This window comes from Aquimarina algiphila, from assembly GCF_947494415.1.
Taxonomy (GTDB): Bacteria; Bacteroidota; Bacteroidia; order Flavobacteriales; family Flavobacteriaceae; genus Aquimarina; species Aquimarina algiphila.
In genome coordinates, this window is the sequence record NZ_CANLVC010000009.1 from 461,896 (window position 1) to 485,685 (window position 23,790).

Annotated in this window: 13 protein-coding genes; 9 read left to right on the forward strand and 4 right to left on the reverse strand. The window is 34.2% G+C overall.

Annotation, left to right across the window (positions count from 1 at the left end; translation table 11 throughout):
• Positions 1-11: 11 nt before the first annotated feature.
• Together PQF96_RS23490 and PQF96_RS23495 are read right to left on the reverse strand one after the other, a co-directional pair.
• On the reverse strand, positions 12-854 hold the full coding sequence (locus tag PQF96_RS23490; RefSeq protein ID WP_271768861.1) for a helix-turn-helix domain-containing protein: 843 nt from the start codon (positions 852-854) through the stop codon (positions 12-14).
• 429 nt (positions 855-1,283) lie between these two features.
• Entirely contained in the window at positions 1,284-1,604 is a 321-nt protein-coding gene (locus tag PQF96_RS23495) for a hypothetical protein (protein WP_271768864.1), read from the reverse strand.
• A gap of 452 nt (positions 1,605-2,056) precedes the next feature.
• Between PQF96_RS23495 and PQF96_RS23500 the strand changes: the two genes are divergently transcribed.
• Positions 2,057-3,430: a hypothetical protein gene (locus PQF96_RS23500; RefSeq protein WP_271768866.1), complete on the forward strand. Its 1,374-nt coding sequence runs from the start codon at positions 2,057-2,059 to the stop codon at positions 3,428-3,430.
• Positions 3,431-3,527: 97 nt separating this feature from the next.
• Here the strand turns inward: PQF96_RS23500 and mfd are convergent, their stop codons facing one another.
• Positions 3,528-6,884 carry a transcription-repair coupling factor gene (gene mfd / locus PQF96_RS23505; RefSeq protein ID WP_271768868.1) on the reverse strand — a complete coding sequence of 1,119 codons (3,357 nt, stop codon included), beginning with the start codon at positions 6,882-6,884 and terminating at the stop codon, positions 3,528-3,530.
• Positions 6,885-6,947: 63 nt separating this feature from the next.
• Positions 6,948-8,090 (reverse strand): aminotransferase class V-fold PLP-dependent enzyme, encoded by a 1,143-nt coding sequence (locus tag PQF96_RS23510; protein WP_271768870.1) that lies wholly within the window; start codon positions 8,088-8,090, stop codon positions 6,948-6,950.
• 623 nt (positions 8,091-8,713) lie between these two features.
• Here PQF96_RS23510 and PQF96_RS23515 point away from each other — a divergent pair.
• From PQF96_RS23515 to PQF96_RS23550, 8 genes are all read left to right on the forward strand, one after another.
• Positions 8,714-8,917 carry a hypothetical protein gene (locus tag PQF96_RS23515; RefSeq protein WP_271768872.1) on the forward strand — a complete coding sequence of 68 codons (204 nt, stop codon included), beginning with the start codon at positions 8,714-8,716 and terminating at the stop codon, positions 8,915-8,917.
• A 78-nt stretch (positions 8,918-8,995) separates the two neighbouring features.
• Positions 8,996-9,625 (forward strand): tail fiber protein, encoded by a 630-nt coding sequence (locus PQF96_RS23520; RefSeq protein ID WP_271768875.1) that lies wholly within the window; start codon positions 8,996-8,998, stop codon positions 9,623-9,625.
• 8 nt (positions 9,626-9,633) lie between these two features.
• Positions 9,634-10,662, forward strand: coding sequence for a tail fiber protein (locus PQF96_RS23525; RefSeq protein WP_271768878.1), 1,029 nt, complete (start codon positions 9,634-9,636; stop codon positions 10,660-10,662).
• Between the two features lie 147 nt (positions 10,663-10,809).
• The gene (locus tag PQF96_RS23530; RefSeq protein ID WP_271768880.1) at positions 10,810-11,343 is read left to right on the forward strand and encodes an OmpH family outer membrane protein; all 534 of its coding nucleotides are present in this window, start codon (positions 10,810-10,812) and stop codon (positions 11,341-11,343) included.
• Between the two features lie 79 nt (positions 11,344-11,422).
• Positions 11,423-11,683 carry a four helix bundle protein gene (locus PQF96_RS23535; protein WP_271768884.1) on the forward strand — a complete coding sequence of 87 codons (261 nt, stop codon included), beginning with the start codon at positions 11,423-11,425 and terminating at the stop codon, positions 11,681-11,683.
• A gap of 229 nt (positions 11,684-11,912) precedes the next feature.
• A complete protein-coding gene (locus tag PQF96_RS23540; protein WP_271768886.1) occupies positions 11,913-12,515 on the forward strand; it encodes a hypothetical protein in 603 nt (200 codons plus the stop codon).
• Between the two features lie 243 nt (positions 12,516-12,758).
• A complete protein-coding gene (locus PQF96_RS23545; protein ID WP_271768889.1) occupies positions 12,759-18,392 on the forward strand; it encodes a hypothetical protein in 5,634 nt (1,877 codons plus the stop codon).
• Positions 18,393-18,428: 36 nt separating this feature from the next.
• Positions 18,429-22,883: an RHS repeat domain-containing protein gene (locus PQF96_RS23550; RefSeq protein WP_271768892.1), complete on the forward strand. Its 4,455-nt coding sequence runs from the start codon at positions 18,429-18,431 to the stop codon at positions 22,881-22,883.
• Positions 22,884-23,790: the final 907 nt, after the last annotated feature.

The following is a 23,790-nucleotide window of genomic DNA, read 5'->3' on the forward strand; positions in this document are numbered from 1 at the left end:
AGGTTATGTGTTTAATCGAGTTGGGTTTCCATTTGCTTTGCTTTAAGCATTTGAGAAATTTTGTAGAGTAAAATGACTTCTAGAATAATAGTAGGGGTCAACATAATATATCCCAAAAAACCTAATACAATAGTAGCCATACATCCATATGTAATAATCTCAAAAATCCCGGTAACCTTGGCCGATGTTCCTAAGGCATTTTGAAGGCGAATTACCGATATTCCTAACAAGATTCCAATAATACCATAGGTAACTCCTTGTGCACCCAAGAGTATTACAAAATCAAATTCACCAAAATGTAAGGAGAGAATATCGTAGGTATAAAAAACAATCCCCATCAGGATGAATATGAAAGAGGTAATTTTTAATAAATAATTTTTAAAAATTTTACCAGAAAGGACAAAACCTCTCATGAAAAGAATGATTGAAGTTAGGACTACAAGTTTTAAAATGCTATAAGCCGTAGTGTTGAGAATCATATTGTCCTGAAAATACCTTAGATAATCTACTACAAATTCTCCAAAACCAAGAATAAAATACACAATACCACTTATCCAGGATATTGATAATTGTCGTGTTAAAAAACTAGCTTCTTTACTATCGTCAACTTCAAGTAAAAATAATTTTTTAAATTCTTTGGTAACATTAGAATCTACAGTCTGGATTTTCTCTAAGTCATAATCCAAAGCAGATAATATGGTTTTTATAGTATAGCTCCTTGGTGTTACTTCTCCCGCCTCAATACGTTGTATAGTACGAACACTAATATTACATTGTTCTACGAGTTCTTCTTGTGTGAGTCCTTTTGATTTTCTTAGTTCAGATATTTTTATACCTAATGCTGGTTGATTCATGATTTTTAAGTTTTTAGTTACATTCTTGTGATCACTAGAACTTGATTTCATTTTCTTCAGCAATATTAAATTATAACATTAGGTTCTCAAATATTTTGGTTTGTCTTTCACCCGACATTCACCCGCCAATCTAGATATAGCAAACCTTTTCAAGGATTTTAAAAATATCTTTAGAATGCGAAATATATGAATTATTCTATTGAATGTGTTATGATTTTTTCTAGAAATTACTTTTTGTAGATCATGTATTTGCATTTTTTAACCCGTAATAGATTTTCTAATACATGAATCTGGTTTAACTCTTTTAAGGTTGAATATAGTTGTAGCTATGCCAGTAGTAATTCTTATATGTTTTGGTAAGTATATTGATTATTGGAGGTGTATAAATTATGAATTGATTTTGCATATAGATAGAATATTTAAGAAATACTAAGCTGCTCTTACTTCTAATGTTCTTAAATAACTTTTAACTTCAATGTACATTGCTTCTTTACTGTACACATCATCAATGTTGTTATAGCAATGATAACCAAAAGAATAATTCATAGAAAACTCTTCTATATCTATTAATTCTGGATTGTTTTTGTAGTTTTCTATTTCTTCGGTAAACCTCCTTTTTAGATTTGAATAATTTATTGCATACAATTTATTAGTGTTAAAATCATCTATCAATTGACCAACTCGATTATTTATCTTTTGTATCTTTTTCCAGGGATCTTTTAAAAAACTAAATTCTTCTCTTGCGCTCATAATCGATGTTGGTTTATTATTATAATTAGGGTGAAATTAAAAATATATACCTCGTTAAAATATATTTGTCGACAAAACAAGCTAAAACTATCGTTAAAATGATGTTTTTTATCGACGAATGGTTTTTCGAATAAAAACCGAAAAGAATATCATATTATTCTGGAATAAGAATTGGAGTTTTTTAATAAGTACCAGACATACCTGTAAGACCTATAATCTTAACTGGTGATAAGCTTTTACTTTATTGTTGATGTTTGGTTTGTAGTGCTTTATAATAAGATTAATATTTTCAAAAGTAATAATAAACATAATCTGTTTCTGGTATTCTTTTCTTTCATCTTACACTCTCCAGGGTTTTGTTGTATAAATTGCGTTATAATTTTAGTTAATGCATAGCTTGTTCATATCTTTTTTGATATTTTCGCGGTCCTTAATTCGGTTTAAAATAAGTTATGAAGAAATTACTGTTTTTAGTTTTACTTAGCATTACCATCAGTTGTTCAAAAGATGATGGACTTGTAACTAATTCAGATATAAATAATGAGACTGATCCTATTAATGATAGTATCACTTATTTTACTTTAAAGGTGAATGAATTTTATATTGGTGAAATAGTGAATTCAGGTTATCTTATTATTAATGATAATGAAGGGGATATTTTGGCTCATACTAAAATAGAAAATGATAAAGAATACATTTTTAAAGCAAAAAAAGGAGAAGAAAAAGAATCTTTTACAGTTTCTAGATTTATCTATAGAGATAGGAAATCTTCTCAGGTTAATTTTTTGAGTTCCTTTTTTAATATTAAGAAAGGAACAATTTGGAATTTTGAAGGTTCCGAAACTAATAGGTCTATTGCGAATACAAAAGTGATAGGTAAGGACACGAAAATCCTTAACTTAAAAATTCAAAATATCGATGGATATAGTACTGTCGGAATATCATCAAACAATGGAAGTTTAAGTACCTCTTCTTCTTTCACCTCCAATTCAATAGATTATGATCCTATTGTACTCCAGAATAAACAGAATAAATTTTTAATTACCGTTCATTTTGAATTAGAAAAATCAAAATATTTTTTTATTGATAATGTGCAAGATCAACAAGAAATTATTATTGATGGAAGTGAATTGAAAGAATTTGATTCATATATCCCTATTAATTTACCAAACGATGGTAATATTTATTCTAAAAATTTGAGCGCTAATCTTACACCAGAAGAAAGATTTTCAACAACTTGGTTTAGCAGAATTGAAAGCGAAGCAACATCTAATTTTGGTGTTTTTGAGAATTTTTATGATTTTTTTATAGATGTATATACATCGAATGATGCAGAAAATTATAGGTATTCCTATATCCAGGAATCTCCTACACTTGAATCTTTAACAATACAACCTTATAGCACAGATTTTAAACTCATCAATAGTTCTTTAATGGCTTTTGAGTTTACGTCAAACCAAAAACATAATACTAAATCTTCAAGATGGTCAAATAGAATTGATAATTTTGTGGATAACAAATTTCGTTATGATAGTTGGAGTTTCCGAAGTAATGAGCTTCCATATCAAACTATGCCAAAACTACCAAAGGAATTGTTAGACCTCTATCCTCATTTTAAGCTAGAAGATTTAGTGTATGAAGAGACTAGTTTCTCAAATGGCTCTACTTATGAAAGCTTTTTTATGAGTCAGAATTCTATAGAAGACAATAACAATACGAAGTTTACGGAATCATTAACTTTTAAAAATCCTGATTATAATAAGTCTCTTAAAAATAGTGAAGGTTTTGAAGAAATGATTAAGGAACTTCAAAACCATCATTACTAATTTGGTTAAACTCGTTAATCCCGTAAAATAATATGAGTTCTACAAAGGTATTATTTGATATAAGATCTTAATCGAACTCAAATCACTTATATAGATATTAGTTCTCATCTATTATTGGATGTAGCGGTCGTAGTACATGTAATGCGTTATCAACAGAATTAATATTTTCAAAAGTTAATAATAAACGTAATCCGTTTCTGGTATTCTTTTCTTTCATCTTACACACTCCGGGATTCTGTTGTACAAATTGTAATACAAAGGTAAATGCAGGACTTTGATAAAATCCAGATTGCTGATCGCTTATGAAATAACCAATGAGTTTATTTTGTTTCATGATGATTTTTTCAATTCCGATGGCTGTAGCAATCCACTTAATTCGAACAGAATTTAGTAAATCCACTGCTTGATCTGGTAGTTCACCAAAACGATCTACTAATCGTTTTTCATATAACTGTAATTCTTCTTCGTTTTTAATCGAATTGAGTTCGGTATATAGATTTAATCGTTCGGTAATATTATTAATATAATCATCAGGAAATAGTAATTCAAAATCGGTATCGATTTGCGTGTCTTTTAAGAATACCTTCTCCTTGGCTTGATCCTGGTAGAGTTCTTTAAATTCATTTTCTTTTAACTCTTCAATGGCTTCATTCAATATTTTTTGATAGGTTTCAAAACCAATTTCATTAATAAAGCCACTTTGTTCTCCACCCAACAAATCTCCTGCTCCTCTGATTTCTAGATCTTTCATAGCAATATTAAAACCGCTACCTAGCTCAGAGAATTGCTCTAGTGCAGTTATTCGTTTACGGGCATCTTCTGTCATCGCAGAATATGGCGGAGTAATAAAATAACAAAATGCTTTTTTATTACTTCGGCCTACACGACCTCGCATCTGGTGTAAATCAGAAAGTCCAAAATTATTGGCATTATTGATAAAAATAGTATTTGCATTAGGAACATCCAATCCACTTTCTATGATTGTTGTAGAGACCAGTACATCAAATTCTCCATTCATAAAAGAAAGCATAAGGTTCTCCAGCTTTTTACCATCCATTTGTCCATGTCCGATAGCCACTTTTGCATCGGGGACTAATCGTTGCACCATTCCTGCTACTTCTTTGATGTTTTCGATTCTATTATGAATAAAGAAGACCTGACCTCCACGTTGTATTTCATAGCTTACCGCATCACGAATAGTTTCTTCGGTAAATCGTATGACATTGGTTTCAATAGGGTATCGATTTGGTGGTGGAGTAGTGATGGTAGATAGATCTCGAGCAGCCATCAAACTAAATTGTAATGTTCTGGGAATTGGCGTGGCGGTTAATGTTAATGTATCTACATTTTCTTTGATGGTTTTGAGTTTATCTTTTACTGATACTCCAAATTTTTGTTCTTCATCGATGACAAGTAATCCCAGGTCTTTAAACTGTACCGCTTTATTAACCAACTGATGTGTTCCAATGATAATATCTACTTTTCCGGCAGCGAGATCTTCAAGGGTTTCTCTTTTTTGTTTTGCTGTACGGAAACGATTTATATATTCTACCGTTACCGGAAAATCCTTTAATCGCTCACGAAATGTTTTAGCGTGTTGAAAAGCCAAAATAGTAGTAGGTACAAGGATAGCAACTTGTTTTCCGTTATCAACAGCTTTAAAAGCTGCACGTATAGCAACTTCCGTTTTACCAAAACCAACATCACCACAGATCAAACGATCCATTGGGCGCTCACTTTCCATGTCTTCTTTTACTGCAGCTGTAGCGGTACTTTGATCAGGAGTGTCTTCATAAATAAAAGAAGCTTCTAGCTCATGTTGTAAATAGCTATCTGGATTATACTGAAATCCTTTTTGTAACTTTCGTTTGGCGTATAACTGGATTAGATTAAAAGCAATATGTTTTACACGTGCTTTGGTCTTTTGTTTTAGTGTTTTCCAGGCTTTAGAACCTAGTTTGTAAATCTGCGGAGGCTTTCCGTCTTTACCATTGTATTTTGAAATCTTATGAAGAGAATGGATACTTAAATATAATACATCCCTTTCTCCATAAATCAATTTGATAGCTTCCTGTTTTTTGCCTTCTACTTCTATTTTTTGTAATCCACCAAATTTACCAATCCCATGATCGATATGAGTGACATAATCGCCCACTTCTAGATTAGTAAGCTCTTTTAAGGTAATCGCTTGTTTTTTGGCATATCCATTTTTAAGGTTGAATTTATGGTATCGCTCAAAGATTTGATGATCGGTATAACATGCGATATTGTTGTTGTGATCTATAAACCCTTGAAAAGCCGAAAAAACAATAGTTTCATATTGCTTTACATCAAGATCGGCATCGTCAAAAATATCATGAAAACGTTTTGCCTGTTGCTCGCTGACACAAAAAATATAATTCTTAAACCCTGCTTCATGATTTTCATTTAAATTCTGGATAAGAAGATCAAACTGTTTATTGAATGAAGGTTGAGGTTTTATGTCAAACTTTATAGAATAATCGGCTTTGGTTAATGGTCGATTTCCGATCTCAACCAAAGTAAAATTAAGCAGTTGTTTTTTTAATGTTTCAGAACTGGTAAAAAGCTCCTCTGGAGTAGCGTGTTTAATTTCCTTAGAAAGCGTCTTGAAAGCTTCTTCTGCTTTTTCAAAGTTTTTATCAATTCTGGCAGAAAACAGATCAATGTCTTTTGTGAAAATTACGGTCTTAGAAGCAATATATTTTAAGAAACTTTCACGGGTTTCCTGAAGCGCTTTATTCTCTACATTAGGAATGATTGTAATTTTGTTAATCTGATCTGTAGACAATTGTGTTTCTACATCAAACGTTCTGATACTATCAACTTCATCACCAAAAAACTCAATTCGGTAAGGTTCATCATTACTAAACGAAAATACATCTACAATCCCACCACGAACAGAAAACTCACCAGGTTCGGTCACAAAATCTACTCTTTTAAATTGATATTCGAACAGTACTTCATTTACAAAATCCAGAGATAATGTATCATTAATGCTAATCTTTAAGGTGTTTTTCTCGAGTTCTTTTCGGGTTACCACTTTTTCGAATAGTGCATCGGGATATGTAATGATTAATGCTGGTTTCTTACGAGAATTGATACGATTAAGCACTTCGGCTCTTAATAGTACATTTGCATTATCGGTTTCTTCTATTTGATAGGGTCTACGATAACTACCAGGGTAGAAAAGCACATTTTTATCTCCCAGTAATTGCTCTAGATCATTTAGATAATAAGCAGCTTCTTCTTTATCGTTAAAAATACATAGAAAAGGTTTTTCGGCTTGTTTAAAACTATGTTCAATGATAAAAGATAATGATGATCCAATACTTCCTTGCAGATGTACTTTTGTTTCAGACTGGGCAATAGCTTTCCCTAGTTTCTGTAATTGCAGAGACTGTGAAAAAGTTTGCGAGATTAAAGTTGCACTCACGTAGCAGATTTTGAAACAAATATAAGTGCTATATCAATGTCTAACAAAGAGATCATAAATTTCTTAATTGAATTGATGGATTAACCGATCAAAATCTGCTGTGTCATTATATACATTTGGAGAAACACGCATGGCATTACCTCTGAATGAGACAATAATATTTTCTTGCTTTAATTTTGCGTTCAGTTTTTCAACATCCATATGTTCAGGGAAATAAATTCCGAAGAGATGATGAGCCCTATGAAGATCATCTTCGATAAAACATCCTAGATCTCTAAGCTTTTGTATTGCAGATGCAGATATTGTTTTGCAATATTCTTGTATAGCAGCCGGTGACCATTCTATTAATTGTTCGATAGCTCGAATCAACATTGGGGTCAATACAAAATTGCTGGATTCGCCTACCGAATATCGAGCAGCTTTTTCTTGATAACGATCTTCATATTGAGTCAACTTAGAGAAATCTTCGCTATTATAACGACTCATCCAATTATGTTCGATAGGGGTTCCGTCATTAAAAGCATCACTGTAGTAGGCCATTCCGATAGAGTATGGTCCTAACATCCATTTATAACCTCCACATATTAATGCATCTGGTTGGATTTCTGCAACAGAAAAAGGTAAAGCGCCAATACTTTGTGTGCCATCAATAATTAAAGAAGCGTCAACGGTTTTGGTTTTTGCTCTTATGGTTTTTAGATCAAATAAAGTCCCATCTGCCCAATGCACATTGCACATGGCAACAACTGCTGTCTTTTCTGTAATCGCATTAAGGATATTTTGATTCCATATTGCACCACGGTTTTTAAAATCTAAAGGAGGCTTGATAATCGTGATAAACGCATCGTGTTTTTGAGCAATCTCTCGCCAGATATATACATTACTGGGGAATTGTTCATCTACAAGTATAATTTCACTCCCTTTTTGAATAGTAACATTATTTGCTGCATTTGCAATACCATAAGAAACAGAAGGGATTATAGCCATGTTTTTATAGTCTGGTGCATCGACCAAAGTGGCAAAACGTTGTTTTAGGATTTCTTTTTGGGTGAAAAAATCTTCTGGTAAAATTTCATTAGGTTTTGACTTCTTAACAACAGAAGAAAGTCCAACTTCTGTTACTGATTTTAATTGAGGAGCCATGTATGCCCCATTAAGATAAGTGATGTCTTCAGAAAGATCAAAGTGATGTTTTTGATGTTGCATTCTTCTATTTTAAGTTGAAAATGGTGTAAATCAAAGATGAAGTTATTAATACTCATTGATCCCTGTAAAGGTATACATATTCAGGGTATTAAAAGAAGAGAGGAAAAGTTAAAACTATGCTAATTAAGTAGATCGAACCTTTCCTGTTGAAGAACGGGATTTGCTTTGAATACTTTTTAAAGTAATGATATAGTACAAAAATATCGATGATTTGGTAACATTTTACCCTGCTGTGGCATATACTTCTGACGATAAAATTAAAAATAAAAAAAAATAAAAATTTTTTTCCCAGTCCCGAAAAATGAAACTGGCATGTTTTAATATTGCGACGTGAAACAAAATAAAACAATAGAATGAAGATATAAAAACACTACCCAATGACTCATTCCTAATCAGGGTAGGACTATAGGTTAGGATGAGCATTGGATAAGTGATGGGGTTACCCTCCCCCTTCATTATTTCAGTGACTGACTGATTTTTTGCAATGCTTAAGTCCTCCCTTAATTAGGGTTTGGGAGGATTTTTAAAGAACGGTTATAAAAATAATCAAACTTTTATAAAAGACAGATGTTAACAGAAATTATGAAATATTAAGGTTTTAGTAACAATTTAAAAAATACACTATGGTTTTACCACAAGATATATATATTTGCGGCTTCTTTTCACGACCCCAGAATAGAAGACGTACTAAACCATCTTTATTAAAAATGACAGAACAACCAACTTTTTTGGCTGGTATTGCTATGATATGGGCTTTATCTTCTTTTAAAACTATCAACTTTTTTACATCATATCATCAGTATTATTCTGAGAATATTAAAACATAAGTAACATTTTCAACACCTAAGACATAAACATTAAATCAAGTAGTGTAAATATAAACCAGAAAACAAATAATTAAGATAATGAAAAATGTAATTCTAGTAGTCAGTTTAATATTTGTTGGATATTTATCAAATGCTCAGCATATACCAATAGCCTTTGATTACTCCTTAGGATATAGTTCATCAGGAGATAAATTCATTTTTGACAATAAAGAAATCGGTAATTATTCTATGGGTTGGTATATAATACCTGGTTCTGCTGAGGCTAGATTATCTGGATATGGGGGGATCAAATTTTTTACTGAAAGAGCTTTAAGATTAACTATTGCAAAATCTGGTAATGTTGGAATAGGAACCAAGACTCCAGATTCCAAACTTACTGTAAAAGGTAAAATCCATGCAGAAGAAGTAAAAGTTGATTTGAGTGTTCTCGCTCCTGATTATGTGTTTACCAAAGACTACGAATTATTAACTATAGAAGAAGTACAGCAACATATTAAAGAAAATGGTCATTTACCTAACGTACCATCTGCTGCCGAAATGGAAACCAATGGTGTTGAATTAGGGGTAATGAATATGAAATTACTCGAAAAAATAGAGGAGCTAACCTTGTATACTATTGATCAGAAACAAGAGCTTAAAAAACAACAAGAAAAACTTAAGTCTTTAGAAGAAAAACTGACACTTTTATTGGAAAACAAAAACAAATAATTAAGATAATGAAAAACATTCTATTCAGTACCCTATTACTTATGTCGACACTGGGCATGGCACAAACCAATACATTTCCTTCTAGTGGTAATGTGGGGATAGGAACGACCACTCCAACATCAAAACTTCAAGTTTATGACGATGTTAATGGCCCTGTATGGCTTGGAGTGTATAATAATAGTACTTCATCAGCTTCTATTTCTGGTATTAAATTAGGAATGGGAGATTCCTATGATATTGGAACTAATTTGTATCATAAAAGAAGTGATAATACTTTTTATTTTGAAAACCTTGGACAAGCCAGTTCCAGATTTGCTTTTCTGACAAGAAAGTCAGATGGGACATATGGAATTACTTTAAAAATAGATGAAAATGGAGATATAGGCATTGGCACCGATACACCAACTGCCAAAGTTGATATTAGAAATGGCCACCTATATGTAGGAGATGAAACATTTGCCAACCCTGATAATTGGGGACAAACCATTAATATCGATGATGATTTGCATTCGAGAATATTGATCGAAGAGCGAACAACTGGTGTTCAAACATCATTATGGTCGCATACAGGCGGAAATGCTAGAGTTGGTACAGTATCAGATCATGATTTTGGTATTATGACAAAAGGCAAGGAAAAAATAATGATAAAAACCAACGGTGATGTTGGAATAGGAACCACAAATCCAGATTCCAAACTTACTGTAAAAGGTAAAATCCATGCAGAAGAAGTAAAAGTTGATTTGAGTGTTCCGGCTCCTGATTATGTGTTTACCAAAGACTACAAATTATTAACTATCGAAGAAGTACAGCAACATATTAAAGAAAATGGTCATTTACCTAACGTACCATCTGCTACCGAAATGGAAACCAATGGTGTTGAGTTAGGCGTAATGAATATGAAACTACTCGAAAAGATAGAGGAACTTACACTGTATACGATTAACCAAGAGAAAAAACTACAGGAACAGCAAAAAATAAACAAAGATTTAGAAACTCGATTGACAAAAATAGAAACCGTATTAATGAATAATAAATAAAGAAGTCCGAGGTCGGATGACAGAAGAATTAGTTTCTGGCATGGATCATCCGACTTCCAGCATCTGTCTTCGGTCACCCGTATCTAGCTTTTAACTTAATAAAAACTTCGGACTTCGATCATCTGACTTCCGACATAAAAACAAAAAATGAATAAACTAGCATTACCTATTGCCTTAATTGCCCTTATAGCATCTGTGGCGTCTTTCTTTTACCAACAATCTTCTTCAGAATTAGTATATGTTGATGTAAATAAACTATTAGAAGGGTATAAAAGAACAGCAATTATAAAATCGGAATTTGATGAAAAAGCCAAAACCATGAAAGCCAATGTCGATAGCTTAATTGGGAATTGGCAAACAGAACTCAAAGCTTATGAGAAAGAGCGAAGCGATATGAGTAAAAAAGAGCTGGAGTTAAAACAAGAGTTGCTTGCAAACAAACAACAGCAGATTAATAATTATCAGCAAGCCGTACAAAAACAATTGGTAGAAGAAGATAAGAAGGTGACACAGACTGTGATTAACGATATCAATGATTTTGTAAAAGAATATGGCAAGAAAAATGGATACAAAGTAATCTTTGGAGCAACAGGAAACGGAACTATCATGTATGGAGAAGAATCTGCTGATTTAACCGAGGTAGTTCTAAAGGAACTCAATGCAGAATTTGAAGGAGAGTAAAGTCAGAAGCCTAAAGACCGATGTCGGAAGTTAAGATCCCTGACACCCGACTTCGAACATCGGACAAAAATAGAACAATATGAAATTCAAATTCGAAAAGTTGATCATTTGGCAAAAAGCAATGGATTTTGGAGAAGAATTATATAAGATAACAAAAAAGTTTCCAAAAAGAGAAATGTATAATTTGACTTCTCAAACTTCAAGAGCAGTTGATTCTATTGCTTTGAATATATCAGAAGGATCGATCGGACAAACGAATCCTGAGTTTAAAAGATTTATGGGGTATGCAATCCGTTCTTTATCAGAAGCAGTAACATGTTTGCACAAAGCCAAAAGATGAGAATATATTTCTAATGAAGAATTTGACAAACATTATAGTAAAAGTTTCGAATTAATGAATATGATGATAGCTTTTAAAAAGAAAATTAAGTGAAAAGTCAGAGGATGTAAGTCAGATGACCGAAGTCCGAAGAGGGAAGCCAAAAAGATAGATAAGTCCAAAGAACTTCCAAAATAAATAACATCCGACCTCGGACTTCCGACTTCGGACAAAAAATAAAACAGATAATTTGAACAAACTAATCATAATTTTAACAGGATATGTTCTTCTAACCTCCTGCTCCACCAAAACCTTTGATTCTTCAGAGGCATTATTAGCATATATCAAAGAACCAGGTAATGAATATGTGTATACGAAAACCGTAAATGGAGTTGATTTTTCATTGCTATATAAGCCGACAGATATACTTGTACATCAGGAAATTACAGGAAAGCCTAGCGAGGGCAAAATTGATAGTTTACGAAATAAATATAAAAAGTATTTGTATTTCACTTTATCAATGTCCAAAAATAATCAGGAATTATTAAGTAACGTGGCAAAGGATAAGCAACGATTTGGAGCCATGGTTAATGAATTAGCTTTTGGGATGGAGGAAAAAGTGTATCTGTATACTCCTAAAAAAGATACGATCATAATGGCAGATTATATATATCCAAGAATGTATGGAACAAGTGGAGCAACCACAATGTTATTTGTATACCCTAGAGAAGAAAAAGTAACAAATGCAGAGTTCATGACATTTACAGTAGGAGATGTAGGGTTGTATACGGGAGAAGTAAAATTTAAAATCCCAACAAAAATTATGAATAATGAACCAAAACTGAAGTTTTGAAGCAGAAAGATGATTGAAGAAAGAAGCCAGGAGTTCAAAGAGAGAAGAAAACTGAGAACATCAGACCTCAGTCATCTGGCTTCCTATAAAATCAAACTGAGCTGTCACACTGAGCCCTTCGACAAGCTCAGGACAGGCACTGTTGAAGTATTATCGAAGCGCAGATATAAAAATAAAACATCGGGTATCAGACATCAGTCACCCGACATAAAATAAACTAGAAATATCAAAATCATTCACCTAATGAAAAAAAGCATACTATTCCTTCAAAAGAAACTTAAGGCTTTGGTCATCCGACTTCGGTCTTCCAGCTTTGGTTTTAGGGCATCTGACTTCGGTCATCGGTCTTCCGAACCCAGACTCAAAACCGCGGACTCCCGACCTCGGACTTCTATGTCTCATCGGGCAATTGCACTATTTTTTACATTAACCTTTCTACAAACGTTAATTCCGTACAACCAGCTATGGGCAAACAATAATGGCCCTAATGCACCAGAGGCGGCAAGTTTCGAACCTGTAGATGCTACCGATATGGTAAATCTATTAACGGGTGACTTTTCATATGTATTGCCGTTACTTAATGTACCAAGTCCAGAAGGAGGGTATCCTATAGCATTATCCTATCATGCTGGTATTGCGATGGATCAGGAAGCTTCTTGGGTTGGTTTAGGATGGAATTTAAATCCAGGAGCTATTAATCGTAGTGTAAATGGTTTTGCAGATGATTATTATCAAGAAGAGTTTAATGAATTCTTTTATGATAGAGGAGGTTCTGCCAATTACTATAATCTTTCATTGGGATATGGAACTCCAGAAGGTAATATATCAGTTGGTTTAGGTTTTTCTTGGGGAACTAATAAGGCATTAGGAGGAAATGTAAATCTGGGCTTTGGACCAGAAGGTTCTCCTCTTGGGGGAAATGTTTCTTTTGGAACTGATGGTGCTTCTGCAGGTATTGGAGCTGATTTTAAAGGAGGATTATCTTTTGGTATTTCAGCAAGTACATCAGGCAATTTAGGAGTTAATGGTGGCTATAGTACTAATGGTGTTGGAATTTCGATAAGTGCAAATACTAATGGATCATATGGTGTGGGGGTGTCTGGACCAGCAGGAAAAAACAAAACCTTAGGCCTTAATTTTAGCATTAGTAAAAGTGGTGTAGGAGTTACCGGTTCTGTGAAAAAAAGGGAAGGTAATAAAGTTGTAGGTGGAGGTGGTACTGGAATTCAATTAAACTTTAGTAATACTATTCAACAGGGAGATTACACAACAAAACAATCAGGGTACAATATTCCAGTAATTGTTCCTACTCCAATAGGAACATTTACAGCTTCATTCGGTAAACAAAAAATCAGATGGTTTTTGAATAAAGCAGAAAAAAACACTATCTCTGGACCACTAAATTTTAATAAACAGATATCATCAATATTTAGAGTTGATTGTAGAGCGAATATTTATGGAACAGCACAATTATTAGAATCTGAGGTAGCAAATAGTCAAGAATTGGCAGAACAAGTAAAGGCAAGAATGGAGATGGATCCAGAAAATCAATGCGCTACATGTTATTGCGAAATTGTTGAAACCGTAGAAGCTACCATGGATGTAAATGAGTTTCCATTAGATAATGAAAACTATACTTCTCTGGATGAAAATAATATCATATTTCCTAACATCGATAATTATAATGTACAGGCACAGGGAGTTTCTGGCAACCTTGCATTACGATATTATGAAAATGCGAGTTTATTTAGCTTATCCAAAAACCATTCTTTATTTAGTACTGCCTACAGTGTTGATGGAAAAACACAACCAACAGCATCAACTACATTTACATTTGAAAGTAAACCAGAGTTTTATTTTGAAAATGAGTTTGCAACCTATCTCGCGACTCAAAAAGCTAGCTTTAATGCTAATCTTACTAATAGTAAAATCTTAGATTATCATAGTACTTCTAATCCTACAGGTCTTGCAAAAAGAAAAACGGGAAATTATATTGAGTATTTTACATATAAAGATCTTAGAGACCTTAGCAGTTCTACTTTGTATAGTATGGGATATATGCCCCCTAAACAAACAAACAATATTACCAATCCGCCCGATGATGCCATAGCAGCTTTTACAGTTATTGGTGTTGATGGTAAACGATATCATTATTCTATCCCTGTGTATAACCATGCTTCAGTAACCAGAACTATTGGTGCGGTAAGTGGTAAAGAAGAAAAAGACGCGTATTTTGATAAAATACAAGATACTCCCTATGCTACGCATTGGTTATTAACCGCTATAACAGGACCTGATTATGTTGATACTAATGGTGATCAAAAGGTAGATGATAACGATTATGGATATTGGGTAGAGTTTGATTATGGTAAATGGTCTGAGGCCTATGCCTGGAAAATACCTTATGGTAAGGACTATATTGACTCTATGGATGAAGAAGATGTTAAAACCAGGATTGAAGGATATAAGGATATATATTATCTGGATCAGATAAAAACGAGAACTCATACTGCAATTTTTAGCAAATCATTTCGATATGATGCAGTCGGGCATGAGTTTAAATACAACTCTGTAAATTGGGATGATGCAGCAAGTGCATTTACAGAACGATTTAAAATACCTTCTCAACAATTATTAAAATTGGATCGTATTATAGTACTCAAAAATGAAGATGCGGTAACCTTAAGTAAAGGTGGTACTAGCGGATCTACGGCAACAATAACATTTCCTTACCCTAATAATACTCCAAAAAATTACCAATATAACTTATGGAGTAATATTTATAATACCAGTGATATCCCCGATCAGATATTAAATAAAGCGATTAAGGTGGTTGATCTTGGGTATCGAAATTCTAATACATCGTTAACTCAGAGTACACCAAATTCTCTATTTGGGGGACGATTAAGTTTAAATTCAGTATCGTTTAAAGGAAAAATGAATAAAGGATGTATTCCTCCTTACAAGTTTGATTATTATAATGAAACTTCATTTGACTTAGAGCATAAAAATGATTGGGGATACGCAGATACAATTCCGTGGGATTGGTCATTAAAGAGTATTACAACGCCAGAAGGAGGTAAAATTAATGTAGCTTATGAATCAGATGATTTTCATAAACCTGCATTTCATGTTGGCAGGTTATTCGCCAGTCAATTGCAATTTACATTTCTGGATGTTCCTCCACCAGGAGGTGCTAATCCTTTAAGTGCTCCAGAGGCTAATATTCGTATTAGGATAGAGCCTGATCCTTATGACACAAAGGCGAACGATCTTAAATTATCTGATTATTTTAATCCTGGCAAAACGTTTTTTATGGATTTATGGCATTCTGCTGTTCATAATGACAATGATAGCGGATATGATAGATCAACCGTCGATATACGCCAACAGCAAGCTATCATTACTGAGTTTAATGACTCACAAAATTATATGATTGTTGAGGTTATGGCATCCAGTCCTTACTTTAGAGATGCTTTTCTGCTGAATAATCGTCCTTTTTCTGCAAAACAAGTTGAGGGTACTTCTATTCCGTTTTTCTCATATGGCATAAATGAAAAACGACCACGATATGACCTAACCTGGAGAGCTAATGGTGAGGGTCATGCATTTTCTGTAGTTTTTAAAATCATAGGAAATAAAAAAGTATTTGATCAAAAAGAAGGAGATATACGAGTAAAAGAATTAGCAATAACAGATGGAGTTCATACCTATAAAACAAAGTATCAATACCATCAGGATGGTTTTAATGAAGATCCTAACCATTCATCCTACAGATCTTCAGGAGCATTATCTTATATTCCTAATGATGAGAATCTACCAATACCATATGCAGCAGAACTTCCTGCGCCAAAGGTAATGTATGAAAAAGTAACTGTGATTAGTACAGATGCAAAAGGTATTGATCAAGGTAAAACTCAATATACGTTTAATGTATTAAAAGAAAAAGATGAGAATGCTATAAAATTTGGAGATTTCTTTGAGATCCAAACACATGAAGATGAATATTATAGTAGTACCACACAAAAAAATGTAGGGATAAGACAGACTACAGTCCATGATAACCTTAGTGCCATTGGTCAGTTATTAGAATTAAAACGGTTTAATAAAAAAGGACAGCTTATCTCAATGACAAGTAATGAATATTATGGACGAGAGAACAGACCTAATAATCAAGGGATGGATCAGGAATCTTTTCAAACCTACAAAGAAATAGATTATATAGATGATGTATTAACTGATAAATGGTTAATTGGATCTTCAACGAGAATCAATTATGCTCAGGCTCTGAAAAGTACAGCAACTAAAGCTAATAACATGGTAACAACGACTACTTTTGATCGTTATGATGAAATTTCTGGAACAACATTAGAAACATCAACGTTGCTAAGTGATCAGACAGAAGTGAAGTCGGTGGTGATACCTGCGTATATGAAGTATAGCGAAATGGGGAGTAAAGTTGATAACCTTGCAAACAAAAATATGCTTGCTCAGACTGCTGGAAGTCTAACCCAAATTAAAGTAGGCTCTGTATGGAAAACTGTAGGAGCAGGAATTGAGACCTGGAATAGGGATTGGACATACCGCAATCAGGATGGAACCACCCATACACCAACAAATGATGCAGAAAAAATCTGGCGTAAACATGAGACCTATACCTGGAAAGGGGATATAGATGCTGATGGCGCTTATGTAGGATATACTGGAGAATTTGATGGATTCCAATGGGGGAGTACGACGCAGGCAAACCCAAAATGGATCAAGACATCAACAGTGAATCTGTATGACCATTATTCGATGCCATTAGAATCATCAGATATTAATGGAAATAGTGTGGCTACCAAAATGGGAGATGATGAGACCAAAGTAATTGCAGTAGCCAATGCAAAATATACAGAGATGTTCTATAGCGGAGCAGAATATACTATAGCGGGAAGCACTACCGATTTTGATGGTGAAGTAAAAACTTCTGGTAATGTAATTGAAGTTGCAGATGCTCATACCGGGACACATATCGTACGAGTAAACGGGGGAGAAGGTTTCGAAGTAACCTTACCGGCAGATCCGGATCGAGTGGGAGAGAAATCAAAATTTAAAATGTCGGTTTGGGTACGTAAAGGACAAGAAAGTAATGTGAGTATGCGAGTGCAAGGCATAAATACTCCTTTTACTACAAATGAAAGTGTAACTGCTGGTAATTGGACGTTGCTCAATGGATATATAGATATCCCTACAAGTCAAACTGTTGTGAGTGTGCAATCTTCTGGAGCAACCGATATGGATGATTTTAGATTGCTTCCCGTTGCTTCCAGCATGACAAGTTATGTGTATAATCAATGGGATGAATTGAGTTATATCCTTGGAGCAAACAATCTGGCTACTCAATATGAATATGATGATACAGGAAGATTAATTAGAACCCTTTCAGAAACGGTAGATGCTACTGGAATAGTAGGAGGTCTAAAACCAACTCAGGAAACAGAATATCATTATAAAAGTGGTGGCTGTACAACAGATGGTAATGAAGTAGAAAAAACACTCACCATCCATCTTGGAGTTGAGATCATAGGTTTAACAGGAAGAATCACTGCCGAAGGATATAACGGTAGTGGTAATTATTCTTATCGATGGGCTATTGGTGAACCGGGTGGAGTAAATCACAATTTAACGTTTGGACCATGGAATAATGCTACTACAATTGGTCTTGTGGATGAGCTATGTGAAAGAATCCCTTTTATTGCCGAAGTGAGAGATAATGTTACAGGTCAAACTGCATCACTACAAACCTTTTATTTGGGGTATTGTAATCAAGATGGCGGCCCTGGTAATGGTGGCGGAGAAGGTGGAGATAATGATAATGTAGGAATCCAATACTAATCAAGCTATTAATTTATATTTTAAATGAATGATATAATGAAAAAATTTATAATATTTTGTTTTGTTTTTGGTAGCGTTTTGTTTTCCAAAATGTATGGACAATTAGAAGATCCAATAGATTGTCAATATCCTTTTGAGGTCACCTTATATTTGGATAATGATAAAGATGGTAAAGGAGACCCTACTACAGCTTTTACAGAGATTGTATGCACCTATAGTGCAATACCTGGTTTGGTAACTCAGGCTGGAGATTGTAACGATAATGATAAAACGATACAAACCCCTGTGACTTGGTATCGTGATCAAGATGGGGATACCTATGGTTCTTATACGGTTACTACAACGAGTTGTACCCAACCTTCAGGATATATAAGAAGGAGCGGAGATTGTGATGATACTAATGTGAATATATTTAATGAAAGGACCTGGTTTATTGATGGGGATAATGATGGAAAAGGAAAAAGAGGTATTAGCGGAGTAAAAAGTTGCTATAAACCTGCAGGGAATTATGTACTCAATAACGATGACTGTAATGATGAGGATGCTTCTAACTGGCAAAATTCGAATTGGTATGTAGATGCAGATGGTGATGGATATGGAGAAGGTACTGTAGTAGTGAGCCCTACCTGTCAGCCTCCAAGCGATGGTAATACCTACGTGTCTAATAATGGTGATACATGCCCAGGAGTATTTGGTATGGAAAATGGATGTCCATCAGGAGAGAGCGATGTCGATGAACCCTGGAATACCATAAAAGTTACAACATATGATATCAACGGAAAAGAAGTAGCAAAGAGCAAATCATATTTTGATGCGTTAGGCAAGGGAGTACAGTCACAAAGTAAAGATGTTAAAACTGGTAAAACCTGGGCATCACAAACGCTGTATGATAGTCAAGGGAGACCTGCACTACAAACACTAAGTGCCCCAACTAATAGTAATATTGGGCTGGATTTTTTCTATAGAGAAAATTTTATCCAAAAATCGAATGGTAATACACTAACCACAGCAGATTTTGAAAACAATCCCGAGAATCCCACTGTCGTAGGAACTCAAGACAATACTTTAGGTTGGTATTACAGTACTAATAATACAACAGAACCCTATCAGGATATTACAGATCGCCCATATTCTCGTACCATCTATAGTGATCTTAATCCAGGAGCTGCTTTGAAAACAATCGGCGGTAATAAAATCGATAATGAGTGGAAGAATGGATATGTCTTTTCTATGCCCGCCGGCCAAGAATTGTCAAAAGCCATAGCTTTTGGAGATTCTAAATACGATACGTATAAAGTGATCAAAACGATTGCTCGTGATGTACATGGGGTAGAGAATGTCGTGTTTACCGATACAGATGGAAGGACTTTGGCCGCTGCGCGTAGTGGTAATGAAAGCGGAAATACAACATTGAGACCATCTACTGTGCAAATCAGTGCACAAGGATTTGTAGATGTACATATCCCAACAGGAAGTACTGGGCTGCAAATAAACAACGCTTCCGGAGTTGCTATCGATGTATATAACCTAATTACAGAACAAATTGTAAGTACGTCGACAGCTAGCTTGCCTAATGGTTTTTATCGTGTCGCAGTTCGTGATATAACTAGTTATACACCCAATACGGTTTCTGTGATGTATAACGAAAACTATTATGATTATAGCCTTAATGAATATGATAAAACAGGACAATTATTAAGTGCTAAACAACCGCTTAATAAGTTAGAGAGTACATTTGTATATAACTCCCTGGGACAATTAGAAACCACTACCAGCCCAGATGAAGGAGAGGCCAAATTCAAATATCGTCAGGATGGGCAAATTCGATTTTCGCAAAATAGCAAACAGCTCGCAGCAGGAGAGTTCTCCTATACGAATTATGACCAACGAGGACGTCCTGTAGAAAGTGGAGTGCTTGTAAATACTAATTTTGCAACCAGTGATCCAGATGCAGACTTACCTTCTGGAACTCGTAAAGAACAACATGTTACACAATATGACCACCATGATAATACAGGATTAGCAGCAGCCTTTGGCAGTGATACGAGGCAAAGTAATTATGCCCAACAATCTTTTGTAGCAGGTAATGTGGCTAAAACTTATACATTAAATCCTGAAACGACCACCACTTGGTATAGCTACGATATCTATGGTAGAGTACAATGGATCATACAGCAAATTAATGGGCTATCCGGGGTAAAAACCATAGACTATGTATATGATCCCATTACAAGCCAGGTGACCAAAGTGTACTATCAAAAAGGAATAGCTGCAGAACAATTTATCCATAAATATACTTACGATGCAGACGATTACAGCTTAACTAAAGTAGAGACGTCTACCAATGATACAAGTTTTACCGAGCATGCATCTTACGAATATTATGAAACCGGAGGATTAAAACGAACAAATATTGCCCAGGGATTACAAGGGATAGATTATGTATATAATTTACAAGGAGCGCTAAAAAGTATCAACCACCCCAGTTTAGCAGGTACAAAAGATCCGGGAGGAGATGGTAATGATTTATTTGGGATGATCATCGATTATCATAACCAGGATTATCAACGCCCGTTGGATCATATAAAGAGTCCAAACTACGGAGTGAATCAATATAATGGAAATATCAAAGGAATTCGATGGAACTCTAATTATAATCCTATACCAGATAAGGAGCATACTTATAGTTACCAGTATGATCGTAACAATTGGTTAAAGAGAGCTGATTATGGCCATTATAATACTACACAAAGCGTGGAGTATGTAGGTGGGGGTAACGCAGCTCAGGATAATATTACCACGACAGAAATTGTTAACGCTGGTAATACAAAAAACCTATTGGCTAATGTAGCCATCACAATGCAACCAGGATTTCATGCAAAAGCTGGGAGTAGTTTTTCTGCAAAAATTGATGGTACAGAAGTGATTGTTGAAGCAGGTGAAGTTGCCATAAATAGCAATGGAGATTATAAGGTAGATAATATTACCTATGATGCTAATGGTAATATCCGGTCCCTTAACCGTAATAAGCAAACAGAGGGCGGGAGTAATGTGATGGATCAATTGTCCTATACCTATAAAACCGATAAACCCAATCAGTTATTACGAGTGGATGATGTTGTATCGACTGCTACCAATGCAGATGATATCAAAGACCAGGATGGGGATAACTATGTGTATAATAGTATTGGCCAATTGGTACAGAATACTTCTGAAAATATTACCTATATTTACAATGCGAGTGGTTTGGTGATCGAAGTACAAAAAGATAATCAACCACTGGTCAAGTTCTTTTACAATGACAAGGGACATAGGGTGCGTAAAGAATCCTATAATCCAAGCAATGGAAACCTAAGTTATACCGAACATTATGTGAGAGATGCAGCAGGTACCGCGATGGCGATCTATCGTGATGGACAAGTGATAGAAAATACCATTTATGGAGCCAGTAGACTAGGCGTTAGAAAACCAGACGGAACACATTTATATCAATTAACCGATCATTTAGGTAATGTAAGAGCAGTAGTAGGTAGAAGCCCAGAAGGACAATCGATGGCAATGAGTAGCGCAACCGACTACTATCCTTTTGGGATGCCAATGCCTAATCGTACCCTGAGAGGAGCCGAAGGGTACAGATATGCCTACCAAGGACAAGAAAAAGATCCTGAAACTGGAAAAGAAGCGTTTGAGCTTAGATTGTGGGATAGTAGGATTGGACGGTGGTTGACTACGGATCCGAAAGGACAATTTGCTTCTCCTTACCTTGGAATGGGGAATAATCCAACAAATGTTATTGATCCCGATGGAGGTTTTGCCTGTATTGATGCAGATGGGAATGCTTTTCCCTGCCCAAATGGATTTGAAGAGTATAACTCTGGAAATATAGATGTCTTTTTTGATCAAAATCAAAGTTATATAGGATTTATAGATCGACTTGAACCTGTTTTTCTTAGGGGTTCTGGAGGAAATAAACAAGGAAATTTCACAGCTGGAGATTTTGCAAGTGGTATCGATATGGCTGCTGATACATTTTTTCCTATTGTAAAGGATCTTATTCCAAATATAACAAAAAATGATTTTCTCTTAGGAAGAATTGATCCAAAATATGGAATTGATTTCAATAACTCAATTCCAAGTAGTGCAATGGGTAACATTTATGAAAAGGGAGCTCAAGATGCTGTTAAATCTATGTCGAATTTGAAAACTGGTGTAAAAGTTTTAGGTGCTGTTACTGCTCCTTTGGATTATTATGATGCTATTGAAGGTGCTATTAATAATGATGGAAGAGCCGCAGCAGCTGGTACTGTTAAAGGAGTTGGAGCTACTGCGTCAAATTATGTACCAATTCTAGGGCCTGCAGTTTATGAAGGTGTTTGGTATTTTGGAGATAATTATTTGATCAAACAAGAATGGTATAACAGAGCTGTATTTGGGGTTCATTCAAGTATATATATAGAACGAGGAATAAAATACGATTATATCGGATATTAAAAACCTAAATTTAAATATGGAATTATTTATTAATTTTTTTGATCGCATTTTTCTTTACTATTATAATTTAAAAAGGAAAAGTGACTCTGATCCACAATATTTCCCAATTATTATTATTTCTATAGAGCAGACATTTAACTTCATAACTATATTGTTACCTTTGTTTTATTTAACTAAAAATGAGAGTTTAATCCAAAAAATACCTTTAACTTTTTTGATATGTTATTTTATAATCCTAGGATTGAATTTTTACAAATATCAAGTTAAAAATCGAAAAAAAATTATACTAGAAAGATCTATGAAATTGTCATTTAGATTCAAAATATTAACTTATTTTTATTTTATAATTTCTATTTTGATTCCCTTATTATTAATTTTTTTTCTTAACGATCTTTTTGGGCGTGGATAAAACCTGATCCCCCGCTAGCGCTCGTCTGTGACGGGTGCTGTCAAGGTTTGGGTAAAGTAATAAATAGTAAAAACAGTCATGTTTGTAAAGAGATGTGGCTGTTTTTGGTTTTAGAAAGGAGTTACCTTTTTAATATTAAAATTTATATGATAGTATTAGAATTTATTGGAACGATTATAAGGTTTTTTTATTTGAGAATTATAAAACAAGAAAAAGTGTTATTTACCGATATCCCCCGCTAGCGCCAGAATGTTTCTGGTGCCGTCAAAGATTAGCAGAGTATGAGTGTAGACAACAGTAAGAAAATAAAAAAGCAGTCACAGAGGCACAAGTTACAAACTTGCATCGGCAATGCGATAAATGAGCAAGACTCAGAACTACTGTAATAACAGTCGTGTTTATAAAAACATGGCTGTTTTTATTTTAATAAGTATAGTATAGTTTCAAAAAATAAAACTGGCATTTTATACTTTGCAACAATGAGTAGAAAATATAAAT

Coding starts and splice junctions, on each gene's coding strand:
- PQF96_RS23490 (WP_271768861.1), bottom strand. CDS start 854: ATGAATCAACCAGCATTAGGTATAAAAATATCTGAACTAAGAAAATCA.
- PQF96_RS23495 (WP_271768864.1), bottom strand. CDS start 1,604: ATGAGCGCAAGAGAAGAATTTAGTTTTTTAAAAGATCCCTGGAAAAAG.
- PQF96_RS23500 (WP_271768866.1), top strand. CDS start 2,057: ATGAAGAAATTACTGTTTTTAGTTTTACTTAGCATTACCATCAGTTGT.
- PQF96_RS23510 (WP_271768870.1), bottom strand. CDS start 8,090: ATGCAACATCAAAAACATCACTTTGATCTTTCTGAAGACATCACTTAT.
- PQF96_RS23515 (WP_271768872.1), top strand. CDS start 8,714: ATGGTTTTACCACAAGATATATATATTTGCGGCTTCTTTTCACGACCC.
- PQF96_RS23520 (WP_271768875.1), top strand. CDS start 8,996: ATGAAAAATGTAATTCTAGTAGTCAGTTTAATATTTGTTGGATATTTA.
- PQF96_RS23525 (WP_271768878.1), top strand. CDS start 9,634: ATGAAAAACATTCTATTCAGTACCCTATTACTTATGTCGACACTGGGC.
- PQF96_RS23530 (WP_271768880.1), top strand. CDS start 10,810: ATGAATAAACTAGCATTACCTATTGCCTTAATTGCCCTTATAGCATCT.
- PQF96_RS23535 (WP_271768884.1), top strand. CDS start 11,423: ATGAAATTCAAATTCGAAAAGTTGATCATTTGGCAAAAAGCAATGGAT.
- PQF96_RS23545 (WP_271768889.1), top strand. CDS start 12,759: ATGAAAAAAAGCATACTATTCCTTCAAAAGAAACTTAAGGCTTTGGTC.
- PQF96_RS23550 (WP_271768892.1), top strand. CDS start 18,429: ATGAAAAAATTTATAATATTTTGTTTTGTTTTTGGTAGCGTTTTGTTT.